30 protein-coding genes and 1 pseudogene are annotated in these 26,679 nt (G+C 67.8%); 16 read left to right on the top strand and 15 right to left on the bottom strand.

Annotated features, from left to right (window positions below):
* Positions 1 to 85 precede the first annotated feature (85 nt).
* Entirely contained in the window at positions 86 to 760 is a 675-nt protein-coding gene (gene cei / locus IBX18_RS24375) for an envelope integrity protein Cei (RefSeq protein ID WP_107660712.1), read from the bottom strand.
* On the opposite strand from cei, the gene IBX18_RS24370 reads away from it, so the two are divergent.
* Both IBX18_RS24370 and IBX18_RS24365 read left to right on the top strand, forming a co-directional pair.
* On the top strand, positions 744 to 953 hold the full coding sequence (locus IBX18_RS24370; RefSeq protein ID WP_147135809.1) for a hypothetical protein: 210 nt from the start codon (positions 744 to 746) through the stop codon (positions 951 to 953). The two genes, cei and IBX18_RS24370, sit on opposite strands and share 17 nt — an antisense overlap.
* 182 nt (positions 954 to 1,135) lie before the next feature.
* Positions 1,136 to 1,438, top strand: a complete 303-nt coding sequence (locus IBX18_RS24365; RefSeq protein WP_194835837.1) for a DUF4193 domain-containing protein — start codon at positions 1,136 to 1,138, stop codon at positions 1,436 to 1,438.
* A 15-nt stretch (positions 1,439 to 1,453) separates the two neighbouring features.
* Here the strand turns inward: IBX18_RS24365 and IBX18_RS24360 are convergent, their stop codons facing one another.
* Entirely contained in the window at positions 1,454 to 1,939 is a 486-nt protein-coding gene (locus tag IBX18_RS24360; RefSeq protein ID WP_194836004.1) for a DUF3093 domain-containing protein, read from the bottom strand.
* Between the two features lie 103 nt (positions 1,940 to 2,042).
* Here IBX18_RS24360 and dut point away from each other — a divergent pair, with 103 nt between their 5' ends.
* Positions 2,043 to 2,507: a dUTP diphosphatase gene (dut, locus tag IBX18_RS24355; protein WP_107658113.1), complete on the top strand. Its 465-nt coding sequence runs from the start codon at positions 2,043 to 2,045 to the stop codon at positions 2,505 to 2,507.
* Between the two features lie 5 nt (positions 2,508 to 2,512).
* Positions 2,513 to 3,346 (top strand): DUF3710 domain-containing protein, encoded by an 834-nt coding sequence (locus IBX18_RS24350; protein ID WP_373889224.1) that lies wholly within the window; start codon positions 2,513 to 2,515, stop codon positions 3,344 to 3,346.
* Here the strand turns inward: IBX18_RS24350 and IBX18_RS24345 are convergent.
* The gene (locus IBX18_RS24345) at positions 3,343 to 4,056 is read right to left on the bottom strand and encodes an alpha/beta hydrolase (protein ID WP_306796382.1); all 714 of its coding nucleotides are present in this window, start codon (positions 4,054 to 4,056) and stop codon (positions 3,343 to 3,345) included. The two genes, IBX18_RS24350 and IBX18_RS24345, sit on opposite strands and share 4 nt — an antisense overlap.
* Positions 4,057 to 4,184: 128 nt before the next feature.
* Here IBX18_RS24345 and IBX18_RS24340 point away from each other — a divergent pair, with 128 nt between their 5' ends.
* The 3 genes from IBX18_RS24340 (at position 4,185) to IBX18_RS24330 (ending at position 6,065) form a co-directional block, all read left to right on the top strand.
* Positions 4,185 to 4,562, top strand: a complete 378-nt coding sequence (locus IBX18_RS24340) for an OB-fold nucleic acid binding domain-containing protein (protein ID WP_107658110.1) — start codon at positions 4,185 to 4,187, stop codon at positions 4,560 to 4,562.
* 3 nt (positions 4,563 to 4,565) lie between these two features.
* Complete coding sequence (locus IBX18_RS24335) at positions 4,566 to 5,270, top strand: DUF3159 domain-containing protein (RefSeq protein WP_194835835.1); 705 nt, start codon at positions 4,566 to 4,568, stop codon at positions 5,268 to 5,270.
* 171 nt (positions 5,271 to 5,441) lie between these two features.
* Complete coding sequence (locus IBX18_RS24330; protein ID WP_194835834.1) at positions 5,442 to 6,065, top strand: sigma-70 family RNA polymerase sigma factor; 624 nt, start codon at positions 5,442 to 5,444, stop codon at positions 6,063 to 6,065.
* A gap of 36 nt (positions 6,066 to 6,101) precedes the next feature.
* Here IBX18_RS24330 and IBX18_RS24325 read toward each other — a convergent pair whose 3' ends face one another.
* Both IBX18_RS24325 and IBX18_RS24320 read right to left on the bottom strand, forming a co-directional pair.
* Positions 6,102 to 6,773, bottom strand: a complete 672-nt coding sequence (locus IBX18_RS24325) for a TrkA family potassium uptake protein (protein WP_107658108.1) — start codon at positions 6,771 to 6,773, stop codon at positions 6,102 to 6,104.
* Positions 6,774 to 6,775: 2 nt separating this feature from the next.
* Positions 6,776 to 7,441 (bottom strand): TrkA family potassium uptake protein, encoded by a 666-nt coding sequence (locus tag IBX18_RS24320; protein WP_194835833.1) that lies wholly within the window; start codon positions 7,439 to 7,441, stop codon positions 6,776 to 6,778.
* Positions 7,442 to 7,601: 160 nt separating this feature from the next.
* On the opposite strand from IBX18_RS24320, the gene IBX18_RS24315 reads away from it, so the two are divergent.
* On the top strand, positions 7,602 to 9,590 hold the full coding sequence (locus IBX18_RS24315; protein ID WP_194835832.1) for an APC family permease: 1,989 nt from the start codon (positions 7,602 to 7,604) through the stop codon (positions 9,588 to 9,590).
* Between the two features lie 40 nt (positions 9,591 to 9,630).
* Positions 9,631 to 9,726 (top strand): annotated as a pseudogene (locus tag IBX18_RS43470) (hypothetical protein); the annotation flags it as partial.
* A gap of 99 nt (positions 9,727 to 9,825) precedes the next feature.
* Here the strand turns inward: IBX18_RS43470 and IBX18_RS43465 are convergent.
* Positions 9,826 to 10,662, bottom strand: coding sequence for a hypothetical protein (locus IBX18_RS43465; protein ID WP_373889225.1), 837 nt, complete (start codon positions 10,660 to 10,662; stop codon positions 9,826 to 9,828).
* Positions 10,663 to 10,770: 108 nt separating this feature from the next.
* Between IBX18_RS43465 and IBX18_RS43165 the strand changes: the two genes are divergently transcribed.
* Positions 10,771 to 11,469 (top strand): hypothetical protein, encoded by a 699-nt coding sequence (locus tag IBX18_RS43165; protein WP_306796400.1) that lies wholly within the window; start codon positions 10,771 to 10,773, stop codon positions 11,467 to 11,469.
* A 624-nt stretch (positions 11,470 to 12,093) separates the two neighbouring features.
* Here the strand turns inward: IBX18_RS43165 and IBX18_RS24300 are convergent.
* The 3 genes from IBX18_RS24300 to IBX18_RS24290 all read right to left on the bottom strand — a co-directional run bounded on the left by IBX18_RS24300 (position 12,094) and on the right by IBX18_RS24290 (position 14,839).
* Positions 12,094 to 12,897 (bottom strand): enoyl-CoA hydratase, encoded by an 804-nt coding sequence (locus IBX18_RS24300; RefSeq protein ID WP_194835831.1) that lies wholly within the window; start codon positions 12,895 to 12,897, stop codon positions 12,094 to 12,096.
* Positions 12,898 to 13,038: 141 nt separating this feature from the next.
* Positions 13,039 to 13,653, bottom strand: coding sequence for a hypothetical protein (locus IBX18_RS24295; RefSeq protein WP_194835830.1), 615 nt, complete (start codon positions 13,651 to 13,653; stop codon positions 13,039 to 13,041).
* Between the two features lie 301 nt (positions 13,654 to 13,954).
* Complete coding sequence (locus tag IBX18_RS24290) at positions 13,955 to 14,839, bottom strand: CPBP family intramembrane glutamic endopeptidase (RefSeq protein WP_194835829.1); 885 nt, start codon at positions 14,837 to 14,839, stop codon at positions 13,955 to 13,957.
* Positions 14,840 to 14,942: 103 nt separating this feature from the next.
* Between IBX18_RS24290 and IBX18_RS24285 the strand changes: the two genes are divergently transcribed.
* Entirely contained in the window at positions 14,943 to 15,239 is a 297-nt protein-coding gene (locus tag IBX18_RS24285; RefSeq protein ID WP_194835828.1) for a DUF1330 domain-containing protein, read from the top strand.
* A 60-nt stretch (positions 15,240 to 15,299) separates the two neighbouring features.
* On the opposite strand, the gene IBX18_RS24280 is transcribed toward IBX18_RS24285, so the two are convergent.
* Both IBX18_RS24280 and glsA read right to left on the bottom strand, forming a co-directional pair.
* Positions 15,300 to 15,980, bottom strand: coding sequence for an SIMPL domain-containing protein (locus IBX18_RS24280; RefSeq protein WP_135232190.1), 681 nt, complete (start codon positions 15,978 to 15,980; stop codon positions 15,300 to 15,302).
* A gap of 104 nt (positions 15,981 to 16,084) precedes the next feature.
* Positions 16,085 to 17,950: a glutaminase A gene (gene glsA / locus IBX18_RS24275; protein WP_373889222.1), complete on the bottom strand. Its 1,866-nt coding sequence runs from the start codon at positions 17,948 to 17,950 to the stop codon at positions 16,085 to 16,087.
* A 167-nt stretch (positions 17,951 to 18,117) separates the two neighbouring features.
* Here glsA and dxs point away from each other — a divergent pair, with 167 nt between their 5' ends.
* Both dxs and IBX18_RS24265 read left to right on the top strand, forming a co-directional pair.
* A complete protein-coding gene (gene dxs, locus IBX18_RS24270; protein WP_194835827.1) occupies positions 18,118 to 20,046 on the top strand; it encodes a 1-deoxy-D-xylulose-5-phosphate synthase in 1,929 nt (642 codons plus the stop codon).
* A 28-nt stretch (positions 20,047 to 20,074) separates the two neighbouring features.
* The gene (locus tag IBX18_RS24265; protein ID WP_194835826.1) at positions 20,075 to 20,215 is read left to right on the top strand and encodes a hypothetical protein; all 141 of its coding nucleotides are present in this window, start codon (positions 20,075 to 20,077) and stop codon (positions 20,213 to 20,215) included.
* Here IBX18_RS24265 and IBX18_RS24260 read toward each other — a convergent pair.
* Positions 20,212 to 20,865 (bottom strand): PhzF family phenazine biosynthesis protein, encoded by a 654-nt coding sequence (locus tag IBX18_RS24260; protein ID WP_194835825.1) that lies wholly within the window; start codon positions 20,863 to 20,865, stop codon positions 20,212 to 20,214. The two genes, IBX18_RS24265 and IBX18_RS24260, sit on opposite strands and share 4 nt — an antisense overlap.
* A gap of 105 nt (positions 20,866 to 20,970) precedes the next feature.
* On the bottom strand, positions 20,971 to 21,555 hold the full coding sequence (locus IBX18_RS43160; protein ID WP_306796381.1) for a CGNR zinc finger domain-containing protein: 585 nt from the start codon (positions 21,553 to 21,555) through the stop codon (positions 20,971 to 20,973).
* Positions 21,556 to 21,641: 86 nt separating this feature from the next.
* On the opposite strand from IBX18_RS43160, the gene IBX18_RS24250 reads away from it, so the two are divergent.
* Positions 21,642 to 22,049, top strand: a complete 408-nt coding sequence (locus tag IBX18_RS24250) for an SRPBCC family protein (protein ID WP_147141262.1) — start codon at positions 21,642 to 21,644, stop codon at positions 22,047 to 22,049.
* Here the strand turns inward: IBX18_RS24250 and IBX18_RS24245 are convergent.
* Together IBX18_RS24245 and IBX18_RS24240 are read right to left on the bottom strand one after the other, a co-directional pair.
* A complete protein-coding gene (locus IBX18_RS24245) occupies positions 22,021 to 23,313 on the bottom strand; it encodes a ribonuclease D (protein ID WP_194835824.1) in 1,293 nt (430 codons plus the stop codon). The two genes, IBX18_RS24250 and IBX18_RS24245, sit on opposite strands and share 29 nt — an antisense overlap.
* 139 nt (positions 23,314 to 23,452) lie before the next feature.
* A complete protein-coding gene (locus IBX18_RS24240; protein WP_147141257.1) occupies positions 23,453 to 24,091 on the bottom strand; it encodes a DUF3000 domain-containing protein in 639 nt (212 codons plus the stop codon).
* Between the two features lie 829 nt (positions 24,092 to 24,920).
* Between IBX18_RS24240 and hemE the strand changes: the two genes are divergently transcribed.
* The gene (hemE, locus tag IBX18_RS24235; protein ID WP_194835823.1) at positions 24,921 to 25,976 is read left to right on the top strand and encodes a uroporphyrinogen decarboxylase; all 1,056 of its coding nucleotides are present in this window, start codon (positions 24,921 to 24,923) and stop codon (positions 25,974 to 25,976) included.
* Entirely contained in the window at positions 25,976 to 26,506 is a 531-nt protein-coding gene (locus tag IBX18_RS24230) for a uridine kinase (RefSeq protein ID WP_194835822.1), read from the top strand. Before hemE ends, IBX18_RS24230 begins: the two co-directional genes overlap by 1 nt.
* Positions 26,507 to 26,679 lie beyond the last annotated feature (173 nt).

Raw genomic sequence — 26,679 nt, 5'->3', positions numbered from 1 at the left:
AACGATCCAGCCGACCGACCGCCGGTCGCCAACGTGACCGCATTGCCGCCTAGGTCTGGCCTGAATACGCGGAGAGGCGGGGGAGCTAACACCTGGCTTGTCGTGCGGCGTCGAGGAGTTCGATGTCGATCGAGGGTGCGCCGCCGGGGGCGGGGTTCTTCAACGATCGCAGCACCTCCTCGGCGTCGTTGCTGGGCCGGATGTCGCGGAACAGCGAGCCGAGCACCATGTCGACCGTGTCGTCGGTGCGCTGATCCTCGATCAGCTCGGCGCACGGCACCACCAGCTGCACCGACGCGGCGGCCGGGCGGCCGCTCACGCCGAACCGGATCTGACCGGTGCATTCGAGATCGCCGTTGACGTAGACCGTGTCGTTGCCGAACTGCGTGCCCGGCGCGCTGGCGAACCCGAGGTCACCGAACTGCGCCGCGACGTGCGCGGCCTGACCACGCTGGTTGTTCGCGTTGAGCACGCGCACCTTGCTCGCCGCCAGCGGCGCGGGATCCACATCTTGTAGCCGGCCCGCGCCGACGCGCTGGCCGAGCGTCGCGGGTTGGGCGCCCGGCTCGGTGGCCGGGCTCGGCGAGTTGCAGGCCATCGCGCTGCTGTCCTGCTCGGTCGTCGTCAACGCCTTGACCCACACAATCGTGCAGATCAGCGTGACGATGCCGAGCATGATCAGCCAGGGCTGCGGGCGCCGTCGGGGGAAGGGCCTGCCCTGGGAATCCACGGGGCGGCCTTCGGTGATCAGTGAAACCACCAGCACACTCTACGAAAAGGTCACGCCGCCGCTGCACAAGGTCTCGGCGAGTTCGACGGATGGTGTCGATTACCCGTCGGTTTCGAATCGTCTGTGTTTTGATTGCGACTTTTGCGCTGGGGTCCGCTATTGTCTGGCGGCCCAGATCGAATCGCCGGTGGTGAAATTGGTGGTCGGTCGCGGGAACAAGTAGGGCGTGTCCTGCGTTTACCGAGCGCTATCCGGAGTGGATCAGCTCGATCCGACCTGGTGGGTGACCGGTGTACGTGTGACGTGCACCACCGGCGGGGCGATGCGAGTCACGGCGGTTCCAGCGGGAATCGGTGTGGACTGGCCGGTCCGGGATATACGAAGTAAGGACGAGGGGAAGACGACATGGCAACCGACTATGACGCACCGAGGCGTACCGAAACCGACGATGTGTCGGAAGATTCGCTGGAGGAGCTGAAGGCTCGTCGTAACGAGGCACAGTCCGCCGTCGTGGATATCGACGAATCCGATACCGCGGAGTCGTTCGAGCTTCCCGGCGCGGACCTGTCCGACGAAGTGCTGAGCGTTCGGGTGATCCCGAAGCAGGCCGACGAGTTCACCTGTTCCAGCTGCTTCCTTGTGCACCACCGGAGCAGGCTGGTTAGCGAGAAGGGTGGACAGCTGATCTGCATGGATTGCGGCGCTTGAGCTAGTTCGAGGTGATCAGCCCGCGCTGGGCAGCCCCAGCGCGGCTAGGACCCGGTCCGGGCGGCGCGTACTGACCAGCCAGTACGGCGTCGGATCGTCCGGGTCGTCGAGAACGAGGAGCACCATCGGCCCGATCCACGGCCGGTGCTGCACATAGGCGGCGGGGTCGAGCTGGCGACCCAGCGCCGCGCTTTTCGCCGTGCGGGCGACGACGGCCGCGCGGGCGACGAAATTGACCGGCAGGTGTGCGCGGTCTGCGCGCAGTTCCAGCGTGCCCGATGCGTCCGGCGCGACCTCCACGCGGTGGCGGCTCAGCCACAGCAGCACCCAGACCGGTATCGGGAACAGCAGCACATAGGGCAGCCAGGCCCGCAATCCTGGTGCGCCCATGTGGATTTCGGCGGCCAGCAGGCCCGTGATGGCGAAGGCCACCGGCCACCACCACAGCGGCACCCAGAGGCGCTCGCGGTACGGCTGCGGGCTCTGCTGTTTCTCGTCCATCGTCACTGGATTGGGCTGGTCCGACACGAGTCAACACTAATTCACGGCACTCACCGGTGAACGCGTAGGCTCGACCAACGTGACCGCCACTTCACCTATCCCCATGCTGCGGCTGGATCCCGGCATCCCCATGCCCGTGCGCGCCCACGACGGCGACGCCGGGGTGGACCTGTGCACCACCGAAGACGTCATCCTGGAACCGGGGGAGCGGGTGCTGGTCGGCACCGGCATCGCGGTGGCGCTACCGGTCGGCACGGTCGGCCTGATCCACCCGCGCTCGGGCCTGGCGGCCAAAACCGGGCTGTCGGTGGTGAACACCCCCGGCACGGTCGATGCCGGCTACCGGGGCGAGATCAAGGTGTGCCTGATCAATCACGACCTGCGCACGCCCATCGAGTTGCGCCGGGGCGACCGGATCGCGCAGCTGCTGGTGCAGCGCGTGGAACTGGTCGATTTCCTGGAGGTCGACTCGCTGGACGAGACCACCCGCGGGGCGGGCGGTCACGGCTCCAGCGGCGGTCACGCGAGTTTGACCAGCGCGAGCCAGGCCACCGTGAAGGAGGCGTAATGGGACTGTTCGGAAAGAAGAAGAGATCGTCCGACGACGACCGGTATCCGGCCGACGACTACGACGAGGACGACTTCGCCTATGACGAAGACGAATACGACACCGACGAACACCCGGTGGTCGTCGGTGGTTACCAGGGCGCGGGTGCCGAGGGTTCGGGCCCATACGACTACAGCGACGTGGCGGATCTGCTGGAAAAGGTCACCGACCAGCGACTCGACCTCGGCTCGGTGATCCTGCCGGTGCCGCAGGGCGGACAGTTGCAGGTCGAGATGACCCCCGACGGCACGCCGCAGGCGGTGCACCTGGCCACCGAGCACGGCAGGCTCACCGTCGCCGCGTACGCCGCGCCGAAGTCGGCGGGACAGTGGCGCACCGTGGCCGCCGATCTCGCCGATTCGCTGCGCAACGACGGCGCGCGGGTCGCGGTGGAGACCGGGCCGTGGGGTCGTGAACTGCTCGCCGTCACCGAGGGTGCGGATCTGCGGTTCATCGGGGTCGACGGGCCACGCTGGATGGTTCGGCTGGTCGCGGCGGGTCCGTCGGGTGCGTCGAACGACGGCAGTCCACTGGTCGCGGCGGCCCGGGCGATCCTGCGCGAGACCGTGATCCGGCGCGGCGACGACCCGCTGCCGGTGCGCGAGCCACTACCGGTGGTGCTGCCGCAGGAACTGGCCGAACAGCTGGCCGCGGCGCACCAGGCGCAGATCGACGCCCAGCAACAGCAGGCGGCGGCGCAGGCCGCGGCGGGCCCGCAGGCGGCCGTGCCGCCACGCATGCCGGAGGGGCCGCGCCGCGGTGCGGACGGTTCGGCCATGCAGCAGCTCGGTCTGAACTAACTGCGCGCCAACGCGGCAAATCCCGTGTGCCCGAGGATCGCCGGATCCGCACCGAGGTCGGCGAGTGTGATCCGGTGGATCGCGGACCGCGGGATGAGCGCTGCCCACTCCTCGGCGATAGCGAACGGATGCACCGGATCGTCGACCGCCGTGACCACCGCGACCGGCACGTCGAGGGTGCCGAGCCGCTCGGTGCCCGGCCACTTGTAGTCGGCCGCTTCCTCCAGTGCCGCAGGCAGATTCGGCCATTGCGCGCGCCACGACCGGGTCAGCGCGTCGGCCAGCCAGCGCGGACTGCTCGCGCGCATCCGCTCGACCACCGCGTCCAAGCCGTCGGCCCGCAACTGCGCGGCGGTCGCCCCCGCGCTCAACGTCGCGGGGCAGGCGGCGGTGTCCGGTCCGGTCCACGCGGGCAGCGCCGCGACCACCCCGACGACCAGTTCCGGATGCTCGGCCGCCCACTCGATCGCGACCGCGGCGCCCAACGAGATTCCCGCCACAGCAATCGGTCCCGCCGCGGCCGCCGCCTCGAGGGCCGCGCGATAACTCGCGACCACACCCATCGGATCCGGCTCCACCGCGACCACGGCTAGACGGCGCGCTGCGCAGGCGGGCTCGAAGGCAAGGCGGGCGAAATCGGCGTCGGATCCGGTGCCGGGCAGTGCCACGACAACGTGAGCGGCCGACACGGAGTGTGGGGAGTCGAACACCGGTCCGAGCGTAGCGGGGGTGCCCTGGTGCATCTACAGTGGCGGGTGTACGTCCACAGCCGGTCGTGCTGAGAATCCACGATGGTGTGCGATCCACACTGTCTGCTCTATGCAGGAGAGCGTGCGAAATGTCATCCGCTGCCTCAGGGTATTTTCGACGTCTGGGCCGCAGACTGACCGAGGATCTCGACCAGTTGGACGCCGAGGAGCTTGCCGAGAAATCGGAAGCCTCAGGAGCGTGCCGCGCATCGGAGTGTCGCCGCGGCGACGAGGCCACGATGCTCGGTAGGCTGCGCAGTGTCGAAGCGTGTCCGAAGTCCGCGGGCGCTGCGGTGCAAGCGGAATTCTTCGACGGAACCGACGCCATCACCCTGGTGTGGATCGGCCGTCGGCGCATCCCCGGTATCGAACCGGGCCGACGTATCTTGGTTCGCGGCCGCGTCGGCGATCGAGACGGCCGCAAGGTGATCTACAACCCCTACTACGAACTGCGCGGGAACAGCTGACGTATGCCATCGAGCAACGACAACGCCCCCACGGGCGAACCGACCCCCACGACCGGACAGATCGAGCCCGAAGCGGCTCTCGACCCTGACGAGGTCGCCGCGGAGCAGACGTTGCTCGAGCAGCTGGGCGGTTTCAGCGGCCTGATCTCCTCGACCGTTCCCGTTGTCGTGTTCGTCCCCGTGAACAGTTTCGCCGGGCTGACCGCGGCGATCTGGGCCGCCCTCGGGGTGGCCGCGCTCATCCTGGTCTGGCGCCTGTTCCGGCGCAGCCCCATCCAGCCCGCCATCTCCGGCTTCCTCGGCGTCGGCATCTGCGCGTTCATCGCCTACCGGATGGGGGAGGCCAAGGGCTTCTTCCTGTTCGGCATCTACACCAGCCTGGTCTACGCGGGCGTGTTCCTGGTGTCGATGCTGGTGCGCTGGCCGCTGGTCGGCGTGATCTGGGGCGTGCTGAACGGCCACGGCACCGACTGGCGCGCCGATCAGCGCGTGCAGCGCCTCTACTACGTCGCGACCACCGCCTGGATGGTGGTCTTCGGCGCCCGGTACCTGGTGCAGTCGCAGCTCTACGACACCGACCGCACCGGCTGGCTCGCGTTCGCGCGTATCGCGATGGGCTGGCCGCTGACCGCGGTGGCGCTGGCGGTGACGGTGTGGGCGGTGCGCCGCGCGGGTCACCTGCCCACCAAGACCGCGCCCGCGGTCTGACCCGTAAAGCGTTAACCCTGCGGATCTTTCCCGCGAAAACCATCAGGGGTGGGGTAAATCCCCGCCGAGGTGGGGGGTTACCCACCCTGGGGTGTCTGGCTGGTGGTCCGAGTTCGTCAGACGATCGTTGTGTACGAAAAACAACGCACGATCGTAGGAAAGGACTCGGACGTGGCTACCGAGCACAACACCGCAGCATTGTCGAAGAACCGCACGCCGGCCCTGTCGGAGAGCCGCCGGGTGGCAGCCGAACTGGATGCGTTGATCGGCGCCGCGGCGGCCGGTGATCGCGCCGCCATCACCGAGATCGTCCGGGTCGTCCATCCGCTGGTGCGCCGGTATTGCGGTGCCCGCCTTGGCAATACGGCCCACCTACAGGTCACCGCCGACGATGTGGTGCAGGAGATCCTGATCGCCACGGTGAACGCGATCCCGCGCTACCGGGATCAGGGCAAGTCGTTCCTCGCCTTCGTCTACGGCATCGCCGCGAACAAGGTCGCCGACGCGTTCCGCCGCTCCCAGCAGCACCCCACCTACCCGATGGCCGAGATGCCGGACACGCCGTCGAGCGAGGCCGGGCCCGAGGAGTGGGCGCTGGCGTCCGAACGGCGCGCGGCCACCAAGGAACTCATGAAGATCCTGGCTCCGGCGCACCGCGAGGTGCTGGTCATGCGGATCGTGCTCGGCTGGTCGGCGGCGCAGACCGCCGAGGCGATCGGCACCAGCCCCGGCGTGGTCCGGGTGATGCAGCACCGCGCGCTGAACAAGCTGCGCGCGGAACTGAAAGTCGCCTGACCATCGAAGCGGCCGTGCATCAGCCCTGTCGGGGAGTCAAGGCTTGATGCCGTGGTTGGCCAGTTCGACGCGCAGGTCCTCTTCGGCCTCCACCGAGGTCACGAACAGCAGTTCGTCGTCGCCCTCGAACGGATCGTCGGGCTGCGGCACGATCACCCGGCCGCCGCGCAGAATCGTCACCAGGGCGGCGTCGCGCGGCAGGGTGAGCGTGCGCACCGGCTTGCCGGCGAGCGCGGTATCGCCGGGCAGCGTGATCTCGACCAGATTGGCCTGACCCTGCCGCAACGTCATCAGGCGCACCAGATCGCCGACGGTGACCGCCTCCTCGACCAGCGAGGCGAGCAGGCGCGGCGTGGACACCGCGACGTCGACGCCCCACGACTCGTCGAAGAGCCACTCGTTGCGCGGATCGTTCACCCGCGCGACCACCCGGCGCACGCCGAACTCGGTCTTGGCGAGCAGGCTGTGCACCAGATTGGCTTTGTCGTCGCCGGTGGCCGCGATGACCACCTCATACGTTTCCAGTCCCGCGTCCTCGAGCAACGCGAGCTCACACGCGTCCGCGTGCACCCAGACCGCATCCGGGATCGCTTCCGGCTCGATGTGGTCGAGCTGGCGCTCCAGCAGCATGACGTTGTGCCCACCGCGCAGGAGTTCCCTGGCGATGGATCTGCCGACGGCACCCGCTCCGGCGATGGCCACTTTCATGTTCAGTCCTCGCTCACGGGGGGCTTGCCTGCCAACGCGATGGCCTCACCCACGGACCCGGAGGTCGCGGCGACATAGACGACGTCGTCGGCCTGCACGATGGTCTTGCTGTCGGGCAGCAGGCCTTGGCCGAATCGCAGAATGAACGCGACCCGCACTCGGACGTCGCGTTCCAGATTGCGCACGGTCCGGCCATACCAGTCCTCGTGCAGCGTCAGCTGCGTCACAGCTACCGTGCCGGTGGGTTCGCGCCAGGTGGTGGTGCTGCTGTCGCCGATAAGAGTGCGCAGGAACCGGTCGGTGGTCCACGGCACCGTCGCGATGGTCGGGATGCCGAGCCGCTCGTAGACCGCGGCCCGCTTCGCATCGTAGATCCGGGCGACCACGCGCTCGATGCCGAACATCTCGCGGGCCACCCGCGCGGAGATGATGTTGGAGTTGTCACCGGAGGAGACCGCGGCGAACGCGTCGGCCCGCTCGATTCCGGCTCGCACCAAGACATCTCGATCGAAACCTACGCCGGTCACCCGCTGGCCGGTGAAGTCCTGGCCGAGGCGCAGGAAGGCGGCGGGGTCCCGGTCGATCACGGTGACCTCATGGCCGACCCGGACCAGGGCGCGGGCCAGCGCCGACCCGACGCGCCCACATCCCATGATCACTACGTACACCCGTGCAACCTCGTTCCTGGAACCAAGCGTTCGGTCTGCTTCTTGTTCGGTCGAACGGTACCCGCCGAATCATTCCAACGGCCACGTTCCCCCTTCGCCTCGCGCCCAAACCTGCGAGCCACGCGCGCGAGCACCCATCGAGGGGCCTATGCTCGCTCCAGTGTCCAAGTTGACGACGGCAGCGAAACGAATGCTGCTGGGCAGGCCTTTCCGTAGTGATTCGCTTGGCCATACCCTGCTGCCGAAGCGCATCGCCCTCCCGGTGTTCGCCTCCGACGCCATGTCCTCGGTCGCCTACGCGCCGGAAGAAATCTTCCTCGTGCTCTCCGCCGCGGGCATCTCCGCCTATGTCTACGCGCCGTGGGTCGGTGTGGCCGTCGCGTTCGTCATGGCGGTGGTCGTAGCAAGCTATCGGCAAAACGTGCACGCCTACCCGTCCGGCGGCGGTGACTACGAGGTTGCGACGACGAACCTCGGCCCCAATGCCGGCCTGACGGTCGGTAGCGCGCTACTGGTCGACTACGTGCTCACGGTGGCCGTCTCGATCTCCTCGGCCGCGTCCAATATCGGCTCGGCGATTCCGTTCGTCGCCACGCACAAGGTGCTGTTCGCCGTGGTCGCGATCGCGATCCTCACCGCGATCAACCTGCGTGGCGTCCGGGAATCCGGCACGGCGTTCGCCATCCCGACCTACGCGTTCATCGTCGGCATGTTCGTCATGCTCGGCTGGGGACTGATCCGCATCTTCGTACTCGGCGAGGATCTACAAGCGGAATCGTCCGGTTTCGGGCTGAAGGCGGAGGACGAGCATCTGTATGGCCTCGCCTTCGCCTTTTTGATCGCCCGCTCGTTCTCCTCCGGCTGTGCCGCGCTGACCGGTGTCGAGGCGATCAGCAACGGTGTGCCCGCGTTCCGTAAGCCGAAGTCGCGCAACGCCGCCACCACGTTGCTGATGCTCGGCACCTTCGCGATCGTGTTGCTGATGGGCATCATCATCCTGGCTCAGAAGATCGGGATCGTGTACGCGCACAACACTGACGATCTGATCGGCGCGCCCCCCGGCTACCACCAGAAGACGTTGATCGCGCAGCTCGCCGAGACGGTGTTCCACGGATTTCCGATCGGGTTCTTCTTCATCACGACGGTGACCGCGCTGATCCTCGTGCTCGCCGCCAACACCGCCTTCAACGGCTTCCCGGTGCTCGGCTCGATTCTGGCGCAGGACCGCTACCTCCCACGGCAGTTGCACACTCGCGGCGATCGGCTGGCCTTCAGTAACGGCATCTTGTTCCTGTCGGGCGCCGCGATCGCGTTCGTCGTGCTGTTCGGTGCCGAGGTCTCGAAGCTGATCCAGCTGTACATCGTCGGCGTGTTCGTCTCGTTCGTGCTGAGCCAGACCGGCATGCTGCGGCACTGGACCCGATTGCTGCGCAGCGAAACCGATCCGGCGCAGCGGTCGCGGATGAAGCGGTCCAGGGTGATCAACGCGGTCGGCCTCAGCGCGACCGGCACCGTGCTGATCATCGTGCTCATCACCAAGTTCTTCGCCGGCGCCTACATCGCGATCTGCACCATGGTGGCGATCTTCATCGTGATGAAAATGATTCGCAAGCACTACGATTCGGTGTCGCGCGAGCTGGAGGAGCAGGAGTGGGACGGCGTCCTGCCCAGCCGTTCGCACTCGATCGTGCTGGTGTCCAAGCTGCATCTGCCGACGCGGCGCGCGCTGGCCTACGCCCGCGCCACCCGGCCGGACACGCTGGAGGCGATCACCGTGAACGTCGATGAGGCCGACACCAGGGCGCTCGTGCGCGAATGGGAGAAGAGCGACGTCACCGTGCCGCTCAAGGTGATCGAGTCGCCCTACCGCGAAATCACCAAGCCCGTGCTCGACTACGTCAAGCGGGTGCGCAAGGATTCGCCACGCGACGTGGTGACCGTGTTCATCCCCGAGTACGTGGTGGGGCACTGGTGGGAACAGATCCTGCACAACCAGAGTGCGTTGCGCCTCAAGGGCCGTTTGCTTTTCGAGCCCGGCGTGATGGTGACCAGCGTGCCGTGGCAGTTGACCTCGTCGACGCGGGCACGGACGCCGGGCATGGTGAACGCGCCCGGTGCGGTGCGCCGCGGTTACGACGACCGCACATGAGAGTTGCCTTTCGGGAAACGAGTGCAGACGAGGCGTGGGCATGACTGATTGGCGCGACACGACTTTCGACGTCCGGCTCGGACCGCCCGGACACGGTGGGTTCTGTGTGGGCAGGCATGAGGGTCGGGTGGTGTTCGTTCGGCACGGGTTGCCGGGTGAACTGGTGCGGGTGCGTGTTACCGAGGACCGGGGTGGGTCGTTCTGCCGCGCTGACGCGGTGGAGATCCTCGAACCGTCACCGGACCGCGTTCCCGCCACCTGCCCCGTGTCCGGTCCGGGTGGTGCGGGCTGCTGCGACTTCTCCTATGCCACTCCGAAAGCTCAACGGGCGCTGAAGGCTTCGGTGGTTGCCGAACAGCTGCGCAGACTTGCGGGGATCGAGCGGGAGGTTGTCGTCGAACCGATCGCCGGCGCCGGTGACACCACCGGTGGGTGGCGTACCCGGATTCGGTTGGCTGTCGATGCGGAGGGGCGAGCCGGGGTTCATCGATACCGCAGCACCGAGGTGATCACGGATCTGCGCTGCCCCCAACCGGTTTCGGGGGCGCTCGACGGGGTGGCGGATCGATTGTGGACGCCCGGTGCGGATTTGGTGATCGCCGTTGATGGTGACGGGGTGCGGCACATCATCGAGTTGGCGCCCGCTGTCGAGGGGGAGCGGCGGACGCGTTCTGGTGAATGGCAGCGGGCCGAGCCGGGTGAGGAACGCCGTGGGCGCGGTCGCGACCGCAGGGGTCGCACCGAACGAGGTGATCGTGCCGAGCGCGGTGATCGCCGACGCCCCGGTGCCGAACCCGGTAACTCGCGCGGGGACGACGAGCGTGGACGGAAGCCGCACAACCCGGGCGGACGCGACGACCGAGCCGACGCCGGGCGTGGTGCGGAGGCGCGAGGTGGAGTCGAACGGGACAACCGTCGCCGCCCAAGCGGCAAGCCGGGTAGCGAAGTGCGCGGTGACGATGTGCCAGGTGTCACCGGCCGCAGCCACCGTCGTCGCCCAGGTGAGATCGGTGGCGTCTGGAGCGCGGGTGATGCGCGGCGCGGGAGTCGGCCGGATTCCGGCGGGAGCCACGACGATGCGTCGGGCGGCCGTAATACCGCCGACGCGAATGACTTCGGCGGGGAGCGTGGGAGTGGTCGACGCCGTCGCGAAGCGGCGCGAGCCGCGGACGAGCGTGGTGTGGAACGGTCCGACGCCGACGGGCGGTTGGAGACACCGCAGGCCGGGGAGCGGCGCAGTGCGTCGGCTCGGCGGTCGGCTACTCATGCGGCGCGCGAGGAGTGGTTGATCTCCGGCACCGGGCGGTCGGTCGAGTATGTGGCGGAGCGCCGGTGGGAGGTCTCCGCGACGGGCTTCTGGCAGGCGCATCACGGTGCGGCACAGTGCTATTCGGATCTCGTCGCCGAGTGGTCCGGCTTGCGTCCCGGCGGCTTGGCCTGGGATTTGTACAGTGGCGCCGGTGTTTTCGCCGCCCGACTGGCCGCACAGGTAGGCCAGACCGGCGCGGTTCTCGCGGTCGAATCATCCCGCCCCGCCGTCGCCGACGGCACCGCCGCACTGCGCGACCTGCCCTGGGTCGACCTGCACGCCCAACGGGTAGAACGCTGGGTCACCGAACGCGTCGACGGCGCATCCCCCGACGTCATCGTGCTCGACCCGCCACGAGCCGGCGCAGGCAAGGACGTCATCACCGCCATCACCACCACCGGCCCCCTCCGAATAGTCCACATAGGCTGCGACCCAGCCGCTTTCGCCCGAGACCTAGGCCTCTACCAAGCCGCCGGCTACCACCTCACCGACCTACGCGCCTTCGACGCCTTCCCCGGCACCCACCACGTCGAGTGCATCGCCCTCCTGGAGCGCCCAACTCCCCAGTGACACTGGGCCAGTCCTCTCGCGACATGGTGGCGGAAACGACTAGTCCCGCCGTCATGTCCCGTTCGGCACGGCGTGCTCGCTGGCTTGGGACATGTCGGCGGGGAAGTGCGAGTAGTCCCGCCGTCATGTCCCGTTCGGCGCGGGGTGTTCGCCGCCTTGGGACATGGTGGCGGGGAAGTGCGAGTGGGGGCGCCTCATGTCCCGTTCGGGTCGGTCTGCCGGTGGCTGAGCGCTGCGAGGTGGACTAGGTTTCTCACGCTGGGTCTGGCGCGTGTTGTCGCTCGGTATGGGCGACGCTGCGGAACATGGTGGCGGAGAAGACGAGTGGTTCAGCCACCATGTCCCGTTCGGCACGGGATGTTCGCCGCCTTGGGCCATGTCGGCGGGGAAGTGCGGGTTCGCCGTCATGTCCCGTTCGGCGCGGGATGTTCGCCGCCTTGGGACATGGCGGCGGGGAAGTGCGAGTAGTCCCGCCGTCATGTCCCGTTCGGCGGGAGTGTTTGCCGCCTTGGGCCATGGTGGCGGTGAAGTGCGGGTGGGGCCGTCGTCATGTCCCGTTTGGCGCGGGGTGTTTGCCGGCTTGGGACATGGTGGCGGGGGTGAGCGCTGGGGGGTGTCGGCGGGTCAGTCGTCGTAGACAGGGGGGCGGCGGTCTCGGCGGGCGCGGATGGCTTCGTCGAAGTTTGAGGTGGTGAGGCGGACGTAGAGTTGGGCCGTTCCTTCGTGCTGCATGTGGGATTCGAAGCTGCCTGCTTCCATCCCGCTCCAGAGCATGCGTTTGGTGAGTTCGGTGCCGACGCGGCTGAAGCTGATGATGCGGTCGGCCAGGTCGTAGCAGGTTTCCAGGAGTTTGGCGGTGGGGACGGTGCGGGAGACGAGGCCGATGCGTTCGGCTTCGGTGGCGTCGACGTCGCGGCCGGACAGCATGATCTCGAAGGCGCGGGAGGCACCGATGGCGCGGGGCAGCAGGTAACTGATGCCCAATTCGGCGGAGGTGAGGCCGTTGTTGATGCCTGCCGCACGAAAGTAGGCTTCCTCGGCCGCGATTCGGATGTCGGTGGCGACGCTGAGGCAGAATCCGCCACCGATGGCGGCACCATTGATCGCGCCGATCACGGGCTGGTTCATCCGTCGGAGGGTGATCATCACATCGTTGAGCAGGTCCATCGACCGGCGCGCGACGCTGGTGACGGTGAGCCCCTCGACATTGGGCACCTTGCCCGCACTCTGCAAATCGGCGCCGGAGCAGAACCCTTGGCCCGCGCCGGTGAGCACCACAACCCGAATGTCGTTGTCGGCGCTGACTTCTTCCAGTGCCTCGCGCAACGGGATCATCACATCGAAGGCCATGGCGTTCATGCGATCCGGGCGATTGAGCGTGACCAGGGCGACGTGCGGTCGCGGTGTGTCGATGAGCACGAACGACATACGAACCCCTAACCGGCAACCAAACCGTCACCGACATCTCAATATAGGTGGTGACCGTCCAACTGCCGCAGGGAAAGTGGCGCGCCAATGGCTTCCGCCGATTACGGAAGCATCATCGTCGCCCGTGTCTGCACGAGCAGATCAGTAGGGCGGTCTCGGCAAACGTGTCGAGTCTGCGTCACGGAGAACGTAACTACCGCTGCCTACGATGTCGTGGTGCTGCTTGTCGGCCGGACAGACACCCGAGGCACCCGGCGAGTATCCGTCATAGAACAAGCCCGAACACTTCCGGCACCAGCGCCACTTGTCTTCTCCGCCAGGCCCGTCGCGATGGGTCACATCTTCCAGCCGATAAGTACCAGAGCCGAGGTTGTTATGACCGGGCCGGAGATGCGGTGAAGGACACACCCCGAAACTGCTATTCCCCAGGAACCACAGCCCCTGGCAGTTCCGACACCAGAACCATTGACTTTGACCCTGTCCACCATCCGGGTCTTCCTTCAGGATGTAGTCGCCGGTTCCATCATCATGATGGCCGCCGTCGAGGATGTCGCCGGCTGGGCAACCGCCGCGGGTGCCGTTGCCCGAGAACCAGAGACCGCGGCAACGCGAACATCTCCGCCATAGGCGCTGTGTGGCCGAAGCAGGCGCAGCGTTTTCGATCATCAAAGGTGCGGCCACAGCGGCCATTCCGACACCTACTGCGATGCGCAGCACCCTGCGCCGCGGCGTGCATGTCGCATCGTCGATCGTCATCAGATCCACGTCCTCCCCAGGCAGCGGATTCTTCGGAGTTACTGCTCCGAGCCACAATGTTACCGACAGTTCAGCTCGGTCATAGTATTTTCGGCAATGTTTCACCTGGTCAGAGGAGTTCACGGCGACAGACGGAGATTTGTTGTCCCGCAACATGGCTCGTGGCACCGCATTGTGAGATCAACGCCCAATGCGCGGCTGGATCAAAGCTTCGCTGGGATGGGGCATCTGACGGACGGGCTTCGCCCTGTCGAATTCACCTACGGCCTCCGCAATTCGTGAGCCAACGGCCGGCGATGGCTTATCCGAGCGATGGCTGCGAATGTGTCGCCAGCGCAAAGAATCTTGTTCTGGCGGTGACCGGGCGAACCGGGAAACACGTGAACAGCACGACGGCGATGACCGTGAGTACTCCCCAGCCGACGAATCCATACCCTGCCCACAGTGGGTTCGCTGCATAGGTAGTCGAACCGAATAGGCCGAACACCACGGCACTTCCGTTGAACGCGGCATGTGCGACGGCGCACGGCCAGATGCTGCCGGTGCGCATCCGCAGCCAACCGAGGATGGCGCCGAACGGCACGCAGAATCCGATGAAGGCGACGACGGCCCAGGCGCCGAGGTTCGGATAGTTGTAGCCGAGCAGCGTCAGCGGTGCGTGCCACAGCGCCCAGATCACCCCGGTGGCAACGATTCCGCCGACGAGTCCGAGGCGGCCGGTGAGCTGCGGCATCAGCCAGCCGCGCCAGCCGAGTTCTTCGGCGAGCGCGAACGGCAGGGTGCTGAGGGTGGCGACGGTGACCGCCTCGATGATGACGGCGGCGATTATCTCCGGTCGCGAGAATTCGAAGACGTACACGTCGAACAGCGCGCTCAGTCCGAAGGCGAGCCACAGGATCAGCGGCGTCCCGAACCAGGCGATCACCAGCAACCACACGGTCCGCCGCGGTCGCGGGCCGAGCCGTAATCCGTTCTGCGCCACCAGCGCCGACCAGGACAGCCGCCGATACCACCACACCGCGAGCACACCCAGCGCCGGGGACAGCATCATCGTCGCGGCACCGGTGTGTAGCCACAATCCGGACCGCAGCCCCGCACCGTCGAGCCACGGCCCGGACGCCAGCACCCATGCCGCACCGATCGCGACGAGCAGGAAGAGAACGAAATCGTTGCGCCGAGCGATCATCCGACATCCTTAGGACGGCGTGCTGCCTTACCTATTCGGACGCGGTAGGTGCCCGCCCGGTTCCATCGATGCGGAAAGTTCTTCGGGCCTTACAGTCACAACCATGACCGTGTATGTGATCGCGCAACTGAAGTTCACCGATCGGGAAGCCTACGACCGGTACCAGGCGCGTTTCCTCGACATCTTCACCCGCTACTCCGGCACGCTGCTCGCCGCCGACGAGTCACCGCAGCTCATCGAGGGCAGCACGGACCGGGAGAAGGTGGTGCTGATGTCGTTCCCCGACGAGCCCGCGTTCCGGGCCTGGGCGGAATCGCCGGAGTACCTGGAGATTTCGAAGGACAGACACGCCGGCGCCGACACCGTGAGCCTGCTGATCAAGGGGCTCGGTCACCGCTGATTCGCGTCGGCCCCGGCGCGCCCCCGGATCCGTTGGCGGACGCGAAACGACGACGCATGGTCAATCCATCTGCCACGTAACGCGAATCCCCGCCGAGATCTCACTTTCACCCAACTCGACCGGTACCGGCGCGGCACCATAGGCGTCCATCGACACCGCCATCGCCTTGATCCGAGGAATGGAAGGCGGTGCGGCGGAGGTGTTCTCCGTGATCTCGAGCACCGCGCCGAGCGTGCGCCCCGCCCGCCGTGCGAACTGCTCCGCCTTGGCGACAGCGTTCTCCCACGCCGCGTCCCGCGCCTCGACGAGCAGCGATTCCTGATCGGCGAACGTGAGATTCAACCCGCCGAGCCGCACGTCGTCGCCGCCCGCGTCGACGGCGTTGGCGATGATCGTCGCGGGACCCGGGTCGGCATCCTCACCGAGGTTGCGCAACGAGATGGTCAGCGACGTGCTCGCGAGATACCCGGTGATCCGATTGCCCTGTCCTTCGGTCCACACGGTTTCGGTGTGCACGGACAACCCGCTGGTAGCGATGTCCCGGCTCTCGACACCGTCGGAGCGCAGCGAATGGGTGACGGCGGCAACTCGATCGCCTGCCTTGCTGTACGCGAGCGCAACTTTGCTAGCCCGGCATTCGACAGAAATCGTGACCCGCATCAGATCCGGGGTCGCGCGGGCGGTGCCGCTCCCGAAAATCGTGACGGTGCCCGGACCGGCGGACTCGGACTTCGTGTTCACGGCATGCTCCTCTGTCGACGGGTCGGTCTCGCTTCATCTGGTCAACGGCGCAGAGCCGGCAATCGTCCCCGCGACAGATAGTTGTCGCGTCCCGGAGACCCCGCTCAATAGTCACCCCCACGCACCGCGATCGCCCGCACCGCCGCATCCATCTGCGCATACGCCCCCGCCGCCAACCGCTCCAGCAACGCGAGCTTCAACTGCGGCGCCTGCGAGGTGAGCTGATCGAAACGCGCGGGACCGAGCACCGCGACCCGTACTCCGGTCTCCGCCCGCGCCTCGTTCACGAACGGCGTCCCCACCAGCATCGGGATCTCCCCGAACGACATCCCGGCCGACAGACTCACCAGCCGATGCGTCCGCGCGTCACTGCCCTCGAAGGTGATCCGCACTCGCCCTTCCAAGATCAGATACAACCCCGACCGCGCACTGCCACGCCGCGCGATCACCTCACCGCGCGCGTAGGTGTGCACCTCGAACTCCTTGGCCAACCGCGCCCGATCATCCGGTTCGAGCGCGGCGAGCGCCGAATGATCCTCGATGGTGATCGACGTGCACACCGGTTCGTCCGCGGGCCGATGCCGCTCGAGCACGATGTCCTCACACCATTCGGTCGCCGTGTCGCGATCGATGAATACCCGCCCCCGCGGATCGTCCGGGTCCAGACTCGACACCAGGTGCCCGAGCTTGGCATCGGGATCGACCAGCGCCACCCGCACACCGACGGCCGCGAGTTCGGCCTCCAAACTGTCTAGCATCCGCACCGCGATCGCGCTCACCTCACCGACCCGACGCAGATCGACCACCAGCGCCACCAGCTCGCCGGCCTGCTCCTCGATGGTCCGCACCGCGCTCTCCGCACCCGCGAACAACAGGTCACCGTGCAGCTCGTAGACCCGTGCCCGATGCCCGTGCTCGGCCAGCACGGCGATCTCGTCGGTCGTCCGACGCAGCCGCGACGGCACCTCGGCCACCGAGTACCCGGCTCGGATCGCGGTCCGCGCCGCCCGCGTGACGCGCAGAAAGTGCAGTTCCAGCCGCTTCGACAGCTCCCGGCAGGCCGCGACGCCGCGCACACTGTTGCCGTGCACGTCCAGCCGAGGCGAGTACACGGCGATGCCGATTTGCCCGGGCAGCACCGCGACGATGCCGCCGCCGACCCCGCTCTTGGCGGGCATCCCGACCGTGGTCACCCAGTCGCCCGCCGCGTTGTACATGCCGCAGGTGGTCATCACGCTGAGCACCCGCTCGGTCAGCGCCGCCGACAGCGCGCGTTCTCCTGTCACCGGATTGCGCCCGTTGTTGGCCAGCGTCGCCGCCATCAGCGCCAGATCCCGGCAGGTCACGTCGATAGAGCACTGCCGGAAGTAGCGGTCGACCGCCTCGTCCGGGTCGGAGTCGATGATGCCGAACGAGCGCAGCATGTAGCCGATGGCGCGATTGCGGAAGCCGGTACGCGCCTCGGAGGCGTACACAGCCTCGTTCATGCTCAGCTCACGTCCGGCGAAGCGCGAGAAACAGCGCCGAATGCGCTCGAATCGCTCGGCCGGGTCGTCGCCGGTGATCAAGGCCGCAGCAGTGATCGCGCCCGCATTGATCATCGGATTGCGCGGCCGCTCGGTCACCGGATCCAAGCTGATCTCGTTGAACGGCTCGCCGGACGGCTCCACATCGATGCGCCCGTCCACGAACGCGGTGCCTCGATCGGCGAGGGCCAGCGCGTAAGTGAACGGCTTGGAGATGGACTGGATGGTGAACGAGGTATCCAGGTCGCCGGTGCCGTAGACCCGCCCGTCGGCGGTGGCCAGACACAGCGCGAACGAATCCGGCTGCGCGGCAGCCAGTTCAGGAATGTAGTCGGCCAGCGAGCCGGAATCGTCGGGTCGGCACAGCTGGTAGACGTCGTTGACGATCCTGGACACGACGCCCGGTTCGATTGTCCGCTCGATCGCCTCTCCGGCCTCGGCCACACGATCACTCTAGGCCGAGTACCGTATGCCGAGGCTCACATTTCGGTTCGATGTCGGCTGGTGGTGGTCGTGGCAAGGTGGGGCAGTTCGGTTCTCGTACGAGGGCACTCCCCGCCGCTCCGTAGACTGATCGGATCAGATGCGCTATCCGGAGGGAGCGAGTTCAGGTGGGAGTGCTTTCCCGGGTCGACACGCCCGAAGATTTGCGTCCGCTCACCGCGCCGCAACTGCGTGAGCTGGCGGCGGAGATCCGCGAGTTTCTCGTGCAGAAGGTTGCCGCGACCGGTGGGCACCTCGGCCCGAACCTCGGCGTGGTCGAACTGACCATCGCCTTGCACCGGATCTTCGACTCGCCTGCCGATCCGTTGATCTTCGACACCGGCCACCAGGCCTACGTGCACAAGATCCTGACCGGCCGCAAGGACGAGTTCGACTCGCTACGCAAGCGGGGCGGGCTGTCCGGCTACCCCAGCCGCGCCGAGAGCGCGCACGACTGGGTGGAGTCCTCGCACGCCTCCGCGTCGCTGTCCTACGCCGACGGCCTGGCCAAAGCGTTCGCGCTCAGCGGCCAGGACCGGCACGTGGTCGCCGTGGTCGGTGACGGCGCGCTCACCGGCGGCATGTGCTGGGAGGCGCTCAACAACATCGCGGGCGCGCCCGACCGCCCGGTCGTCATCGTGGTCAACGACAACGGCCGCTCCTACGCGCCGACCATCGGCGGCCTGGCCGACCGGCTGACCGCGCTGCGCACCCAGCCCGCCTACGAGCACGCGCTCGACACCGGGAAGCGGATCCTGAAGAGCATCCCGCGGGTCGGCGAGTCCGCGTACTCGATGATGCACGCGGTGAAGGCCGGGATAAAGGACGCGGTGAGCCCGCAGGAGCTGTTCAGCGACCTCGGGATGAAGTACGTCGGCCCGGTCGACGGGCACGACATCGTCGCGCTGGAGGCGGCGCTGCGCCGGGCCAAGGACTTCGGCGGTCCCGTCGTGGTGCACGCGGTGACGCAGAAGGGCCATGGCTACGCGCCCGCCGAGAACCACATCGCCGACCAGATGCACGCCTGCGACCCGATCGACCCGCTCACCGGCGTCCCCGTGGGCGGACCGAAGGCGCTCGGCTGGACCGCGGTGTTCTCCGAGGAACTCGTCGCACAGGCCGAACGGCGCGAGGACATCGTCGCGATCACCGCGGCCATGCCGGGTCCGACCGGGCTCGCGGCGTTCGGCGAGCGGTTCCCGGAGCGGATGTTCGACGTCGGCATCGCCGAACAGCACGCGATGGCTTCAGCGGCCGGGCTCGCGCTCGGCGGCATGCATCCCGTGGTCGCGATCTACTCGACGTTCCTCAACCGGGCCTTCGACCAGCTGCTGATGGACGTCGCGCTGTTGAAGCAGCCGGTCACCGTCGTGCTGGATCGCTCCGGCATCACCGGGCCCGACGGCGCCAGCCACAACGGCATGTGGGACCTCTCCGTGCTCGGCATCATTCCCGGGATCCGGGTGGCGGCGCCGCGTGACGCGGCGACGCTGCGCGAGGAACTGGCCGAGGCGCTTGCCGTCAACGACGGACCCACCGCGATCAGGTTCCCGAAAGGCAGTGTCGCCGAAGATATCTCGGCGGTCGAACGGCTCGACGGTGTCGACGTGCTGCGGCTGGCCGCCGGGGAGCGCAGCGGCGACGAACCCGCGCTCGACGGTGGCGGATCGGTGCAGGCGGTGCGCGGTGACGTGCTACTGGTAGCGGTCGGGTCCTTCGCCGGTCCGGCGCTGGAAGCCGCGGACCTGCTGGAGGCCGAAGGGATTTCGGTCACCGTGCTCGACCCGCGGTGGGTGCTTCCGGTTTCCGACACGCTGGTCAAACTTGCTGAGAATTACCGGCTCGTGGTGACGGTGGAGGATGGCGGATTGCACGGTGGCATCGGCTCGACCGTGTCGGCGCGCCTACGTAACTCCGGTTTGGACATCCCGACCCGTGATCTCGGTGTGCCGCAGCAGTTCTTGGATCATGCGTCGCGGGGTGAGGTGCATGCGGAGCTCGGGTTGACTGCGCCCGATATCGCCCGGCGGATCGGTGGGTGGCTCGCCGCTCGGTGAGACCGGCTGGAAATCCGGTCGGCCTCGGGTGCGCGGAGAGCTGATCGCGACCGGATGTCCGGCTTTGCGTGCGCCGCTCGAGCGCCTTGCTTCCGTATATTGCGGCATCGGCATCGGCATCGGCATCGGCATCGGCACCGCGCAGGACACGGCGGTGCATCGCAATTAAGGCTCTGACCCAGCCCTTCTGACGCGCCCACCCACTTCGATGAGGCCGTTCGCTCGCGGTGCGGTGACGATCTGTGAACCGCTTCCCTGCGAAATCTGCAGGGGTCGGCCAAGCCTCGACGTGAGCAGCAGTGCCGCCGCGCCCGTCGCCTCATCCTCATCGATACCATCGCCGCGGCCAGGGAAAGCGCGGGCTCTGATCCGGCCGGCGGACTCGTCCTGCCAAGCCCAGGCGTAGATCCACTCGCCCGGCGGCGGTACCGGGAGAGCGTCCACCTCTGTGGCGGAACTGTATTGGCGAAGGGTGCGTGGGGGCGCCCATTCGGCGGGCGCCTGGATCCAAGTGAACTCCCCGTCGGACCGGGTACCGACTACGCCTGCGGCCGTGACCAAGCTGGGTGCGTCCAGCAGCCAGGCCACGCCCACGCACGGATGCCCGGCGAAGGGGAGCCGCGCGGTCGGCGTGTAGATGTCGATGGCGCCACGCACCGGGTCGTCGACGAATACGGTCTCGCTGAAACCCAGCTTCCTGGCGAAAGCTTGGCGCTCAGCCGCTTCGGGAACAGCGGACCCATCGCGGACGACGCCGAGTTCGTTGCCGTGTCCGCCGTCGGGGTCGCAGAAGACGCGCAGTACGTCGTACTCAGTCACCTACCCAGCCAACCAGTACGGCACTTCATGATCAACGGGACATGGTGGCGCGGAAGTGCGAGAGGGGCCGTCCTCATGTCCCATCGGCTACCCATCGCTCACCGCCTAGTGCTCAACCCCGGCACGCCGCCGCTGCGAGGCCCGCACCTTGACGCGGTTGCCGCAAACATTCATCGAGCACCAGGTGCGACCGTGGTTGCGCGAGTGGTCGTAGAACGCCCAGCGGCAGCTCGGTTCCCGGCAGGCTTTGAGGCGCGGCCAGGTGCCTGCGGCGACGGCGGTTGCGACGTCGGCGAGCAGGGTGGCGAGTGCGTGGTCGACCGGTTCGCGGGGTTGGGCGACCAGACGCGGCGGCGCGCTGGTCACGTCCAGGCGTAGCGGTAGCGCGGCGGTCAGCGTTGCGAGTTGGGTTCGCGCCGTGGGGTCCAAGCCGTCGGGGCGCGGGCTGGTGACGGGTTCGGCATTGTTCTCGGCGAGTAGCGCGCGCAGACCTTCCCGCAGCCAGACGGCGCGCTCGCGATCGTCGGCGTCGGCCACCGCGGAAGTGGGAAGCAGTTCGTGCGTGTGCAACCAGCTCGTCAACTGCTCCGGCGTGTCGAACCCGTCACCGTCCGCGCGACGGGTGTTGACGAACTCCACGATCCGGTCCACCGGCGCGAGCCCGGCCACGGCTTCGATTTCACTTGGCACCCAACCATCTTAACTACCTATTGACGGTAGATAGTTAGCTAACTAGCGTTCAGCTGACACCAGTTAGCCAAGTCCCAAGGAGCCCCATGGCATCGGTCAAGAAAGAACTCATCATCGAAGCCCCCGCCGAGCAGATCTGGGCGATCATTCGCGATTTCGTCGCCGGGCCGGTGCGCATGGCACCGGGGTTCGCCACCGACAGCAAGCTCGACGGTCAGGACGTCCGCGTGGTCGAATTCGCCAACGGGTCGACGCTGCGGGAACGACTCATCACCCTCGACGAGGACGAGCGGCGCTTCGTGTACTCGATCATCGGCGGCAGCGTGACACCGGCGCACAACAACGCGTCCATGCAGGTCTTCCCGCACGGCGACGCGCACACCCGGTTCGTCTGGCGGCACGACGTGCTGCCCGCGGAACTCGCGGACGCCTTCAGCCCGGGGATGGACGAAGGTCTGCGCGTCTTCAAGCAGACGCAGGAGGCGGCGGTGTGACCTGCTCGTCGGGCTTCGGCGTCAGCGCCTCGGTCAGGCCGGGGACGGCCAGTTCGCGCTGCCAGGGCCTGGCTCCGCCGGACTTGAGGAAGCCGTCGATGGCGCTGGCCAGGTCGTCGGGCGAGTCCGGGATGTGGTCGTAATCGGGCAGTCCGTCCCAGCAGAGGCGGCGGACGAGGTCGGGGGAGAGCAGGTTCTCCACCGGGATCGCGTGCTCGGTGGACAGCTCACCCATCGCGGTGCGCGCGCGGGTCAACCGGGCGGCGGCGGCCGGGTCGCGGCGTTCCCAGCGGTTGACCGGGGGCGGGCCGTCGAACGGCTGGGTCAGCGGCGGTAGGTCGCTGTCCGGCATGGTCCGGCCGCGGTCGATGGCGGCCAGCCACTCGCGGGAGTAGCGCCGCTGGCGCGGACCGCCGAACACCGGCAATGCGCGCAGTTGCGCGATGGTTTTGGGGTCGGCGGTGACGGCCGCGATGATCGCGGCATCCGGCAGGATCCGGGCAGGCGCGACGTCGCGGCCGCGGGCGAGTGCGTCCCGGGTGGTCCATAGCTCGCGCACCACGGCGAGCTGTCTGGTCCGGCGCAGGTTGTGGATGCCCGAGGTGCGCCGCCACCGGTCCGCTTTCGGCGGGGCCGGTTCGGTGGTCCTGACGTGCTCGAATTCCTGTGCTGCCCAATCGGTTTTGCCTTGCGCATCCAGCTCCGCGGCGACCGCGTCGCGCAACTCCAGCAGCAGTTCGACATCCAACGCCGCATAGTTCAGCCATTCGGCGGGCAGCGGCCTGGTCGACCAGTCGGCCGCGCCGTGCCCCTTGCGCAGCGCGTGACCGAGCAGGTTCTCCACCATCGCGGCTAGGCCGACGCGTTCGAAACCGGCGAGCCGACCGCCCAATTCGGTATCGAACAGCCGCTGCGGGCGCAGGCCGAGTTCGGCGAGACCGGGCAGATCCTGGTCCGCCGAGTGCAATACCCACTCGAGGTCGTTGATCGCGTCGGCCAGCGGCGCGAGCGAGTCGGCGACCGGAATCGGATCGATGAGGAACGTGCCCGCACCCTCGCGGCGCAGCTGAATCAGGTAGGCGCGCGCCGAATACCGGAAACCCGAGGCACGTTCGGCATCGACGGCGAGCGGGCCGGTGCCCGCGGCGAGACGCGCGGCGGCCGCGGCGATTTCAGCGGCGGTGTCCAGTACCGGAGGCACGCCATCCACGGGCGCGAGCAGGGGTGGCGCGCCGGTGGGTTCGGATTCGTCGGGTACGGACATGTTGTTGAACTTTACGTGCAGTGCCGCGGCGGTTGTCGTCCTATCGGGCTTCCGTGTGTCGGGCGGGCGAACAACAACGGAATCGATGGATGCTTTCGTGGGTTTCAACGCCGGATCGCCCGCTGGTCTTCCCCGATGACTACCGCTGGTCCTTCGAGAGGTCCGAACGCATCTGCAACTCGGTGATGCCGGCCGGGGGGAGTCCGGCCGCGTAGGCGAGTACCTCGCAGAAACCTTCCACGTGCGGGCGCATGTCGTCGGTGATCGCGGTCCAGGAGGCCCGCAGCTCCAGCTGATGGGCCCGCGGCGGGCCCGCGATATCGCCGTAGCGCACCGAACTCGTCGAGGTCACGGTGCCACCGAGCGCGGTGAACGGTTCCGATCGCGACTCCAGCGCGTCCACCAGCCAGCTCCACGCCACCTCGGGCAGCAGCGGGTCGGTGGCCAGCGCGGCGTCGATGTCGGCCTGGATGTAGGCGACCAGCCGCAGCGTGCCGTGCCAGGCGTCGTCACCGTCCGGATCGTGCAGCAGGATCAGCCTGCCGAACGCGTCTCCTTCCGAATCGACCGGCACCACAGTGGATTCCGGATGTTTTACCTCGGCACCGAGTGCGTACGAATAGGGCGCCAGACGTTGCGGCGGGCGGATCGGCGCCAGCTCGATCCGGGGATGCACGGTTGCGGTGCCCATCGCCTCGACCGCTGCGCGAAATTGAGCTGGCTCGCCATGTGGTCCCTCGGTCGCTGCGGCGCCGTCGCGGAAGTCGAGCGGTGTCACGAAGGGGACGGTAGACCTAGTGCACCCGGCACAGTCGGAGGCGCGCCGCTGTATCGGTGCCGCGTCCGTGGGCCATTTCGTGGTTCCGCGCGCCGCGATCGTCGGCGTGTCGCGTTAATTGGGGTGGTGCGAGGGGTGCGGACGCGGTTCGTCCGGATGGTTTTGCGCGGCCGGATGAAGGGCCGCGCTGAGTGGTGTGGATGCCGCGGTTGTCATCGCTTGCTGCGGAATGTGATGGTTTGCGATTGCGCCTGAGCGTGCGCGTTGTCGAGTGTGGCGGTCCTCGGCGTGGTTGTTCGGTCCAGTGGTCAGGCGTGGAGGGTTGGGCGTGGCGGTTGGGGCAACTGGCGATGCGAAACGTGCCGGTTCTGTGGGCGCTGTCCGTCGTGGGCCTGGTTGGTTCCCTTCAGGCTTCGCGAGGTGTTCTAGTCGGCGTCGACCATTCACACGTGCTGGCGGGCGCGGGGGGTGGTCTGTGTCGGCGACTGCACCCCTGCGGCGGGGCAAAAGGCGGTCTGGGTATGAGCAATCCGACAGGGGCTGGTTGGTGTCCCTCTCGGCCTGGCGAGGAGTCTGGTCGGCGTCGGCCGTTTTACACCTGCTGCGGCCACGGGTGCGTGGTCTGTGTCTGTCTACCGGACGCTCGCAGCGGGGCACGGGTGCGTGGTCTGTGTCTGTCTACCCGCACGCCCGCGGCGGGCACGGGTGCTTGGTCGGCTTCGGCTATCTCACCCCTGCGGCGGGCACGGGTGCTTGGTCGGCTTCGGCCATCGCACCCCTGCGGCGGGGCAGGCGGGAGCAGGATGGCGGCCCTTTACGATGGGCAACGATGAGTACTCATACCCGCCGCCGCCTGACCGATGCTCCGTTCTTGGCCGCCGCCACCGGGGCGACGCCGAGCCGGCGTCCGGTGTGGTTCATGCGGCAAGCAGGCCGGTCGTTGCCCGAGTATCGCGAGCTGCGCAAGGGTGTCGGCATGCTCGAGTCGTGCTTCGATCCGGAGCTGGTGTGCGAGATCACGATGCAGCCGATCCGCAGGCACGGCGTGGACGCGGCGATTCTGTTCTCCGACATCGTCGTTCCGCTGAAGGCCGCGGGGATCGACCTCGATATCGTGCCCGGCGTCGGGCCGGTCATCGCGTCGCCGGTGCGCACCGCCGACGATGTGCGTGCGCTGCCGCGGCTGCGGCCGGAAGAGGTCGGCGCGGTCACCGACGGGGTGCGGCTGCTGGTCGACGCGCTCGGTGCGACACCGTTGATCGGGTTCGCGGGGGCGCCGTTCACGCTGGCGTCGTACCTGGTCGAGGGTGGGCCGAGCAAGAACCACGAGCGCACCAAGTCGATGATGTACGCCGACCCGCAGACCTGGCACGCGCTGCTCGGTGCGCTCACCGACATCACCATCGCCTTCCTGCAGGCTCAGTTGGCGGCCGGTGTCGACGCCGTGCAGCTGTTCGACTCCTGGGCCGGCGCGCTCTCGCTCGCCGACTACCGGCGCTTCGTGCTCCCGCACTCCGAACGCGTCTTCGCCGAGGTCGCCGACGCGGGCGTGCCGCGCATCCACTTCGGTGTCGGCACCGGCGAACTGCTCGGCGCGATGGGGGAGGCCGGGGCCGACGTGGTCGGCGTCGACTGGCGGGTGCCGCTCACCGACGCGGTGCGCCGGGTCGGACCCGGAAAAGCGTTGCAGGGCAACCTCGACCCCGCCGTGCTCTTCGCCGGCTCGGCCGCGGTGGAAACCGAAGCGCGACGCATCGCCGCCGAAGCCGACGAGGCGATCACGTTGGGCGCCACGGGACACATCTTCAACCTCGGCCACGGCGTGCTGCCCGATACCGATCCCGGTGTGCTGACGGCGCTCGTCGAGTTGGTGCACGAGCTGTAGTGCTCGCGCAGATCGTGGCGCGGGTGCAGGCGAGCGGGCCGCGCCTCGGTTCGACCAGGTTGGTCGCGATCGACGGCCCGGGTGGAGCTGGAAAGTCAACGCTGGCTGCTCAACTCGCGCGCGCATGCGACGCACCCGTGGTGCCGACCGACAGCTTCGCGTCGTGGGACAACACACTGGACTGGTGGCCGCGGTTGGAGGGCCAGGTGCTCGGACCGCTCGGCCGCGACGAGCCGGGTCGCTACCAGCGCTACGACTGGGGGCAACGGGCGCTGGCCGAATGGCATGAGGTCGCGCCGGGCGGTGTGGTGGTGCTGGAGGGAGTGTCGTCTGCCCGCGCCGCCGTTCGAGCGCGGCTGTCGCTGGCCATCTGGGTCGACACCCCGCCTGCTCTGCGGTTGGCGCGCGGTCTCGAACGTGACGGGGATGCCGCGCTCCCGCTGTGGGAACACTGGATGGCCGACGAAGACAACCATTTCGCCGCCGACAACACCCGCGCGCACGTGGACATCATCGTGAGCGGCACGTAACCCACCCACGTGTTCCGCCGTTGTTGCCGACCTCAACTGATCCAAAGACGCCGCACCCATTCTCGGGATCCGCACCGGCTAGAGGCACCCAGAGGTAGTGCGGATCCCGAGAGTCGGTGCGGCTGTTGCTCTCGCGTGATCCGCACTGTTTGTTGGGGTTCGCGCCCCGCTAG

The sequence above is a fragment of the Nocardia sp. XZ_19_369 genome (assembly GCF_015355715.1).
Classification (GTDB): Bacteria; Actinomycetota; Actinomycetes; order Mycobacteriales; family Mycobacteriaceae; genus Nocardia.
Note: the sequence above shows the minus strand (reverse complement) of the source record. Positions and strands in the feature narration are given on the sequence as shown.

Coding starts and splice junctions, on each gene's coding strand:
- IBX18_RS24365 (WP_194835837.1), top strand. CDS start 1,136: ATGGCAACCGACTATGACGCACCGAGGCGTACCGAAACCGACGATGTG.
- IBX18_RS24360 (WP_194836004.1), bottom strand. CDS start 1,939: ATGGACGAGAAACAGCAGAGCCCGCAGCCGTACCGCGAGCGCCTCTGG.
- dut (WP_107658113.1), top strand. CDS start 2,043: ATGCTGCGGCTGGATCCCGGCATCCCCATGCCCGTGCGCGCCCACGAC.
- IBX18_RS24340 (WP_107658110.1), top strand. CDS start 4,185: ATGTCATCCGCTGCCTCAGGGTATTTTCGACGTCTGGGCCGCAGACTG.
- IBX18_RS24335 (WP_194835835.1), top strand. CDS start 4,566: ATGCCATCGAGCAACGACAACGCCCCCACGGGCGAACCGACCCCCACG.
- IBX18_RS24325 (WP_107658108.1), bottom strand. CDS start 6,773: ATGAAAGTGGCCATCGCCGGAGCGGGTGCCGTCGGCAGATCCATCGCC.
- IBX18_RS24300 (WP_194835831.1), bottom strand. CDS start 12,897: ATGTCGTTCGTGCTCATCGACACACCGCGACCGCACGTCGCCCTGGTC.
- IBX18_RS24295 (WP_194835830.1), bottom strand. CDS start 13,653: ATGACGATCGACGATGCGACATGCACGCCGCGGCGCAGGGTGCTGCGC.
- IBX18_RS24290 (WP_194835829.1), bottom strand. CDS start 14,839: ATGATCGCTCGGCGCAACGATTTCGTTCTCTTCCTGCTCGTCGCGATC.
- IBX18_RS24285 (WP_194835828.1), top strand. CDS start 14,943: ATGACCGTGTATGTGATCGCGCAACTGAAGTTCACCGATCGGGAAGCC.
- IBX18_RS24250 (WP_147141262.1), top strand. CDS start 21,642: ATGGCATCGGTCAAGAAAGAACTCATCATCGAAGCCCCCGCCGAGCAG.
- IBX18_RS24245 (WP_194835824.1), bottom strand. CDS start 23,313: ATGTCCGTACCCGACGAATCCGAACCCACCGGCGCGCCACCCCTGCTC.
- hemE (WP_194835823.1), top strand. CDS start 24,921: ATGAGTACTCATACCCGCCGCCGCCTGACCGATGCTCCGTTCTTGGCC.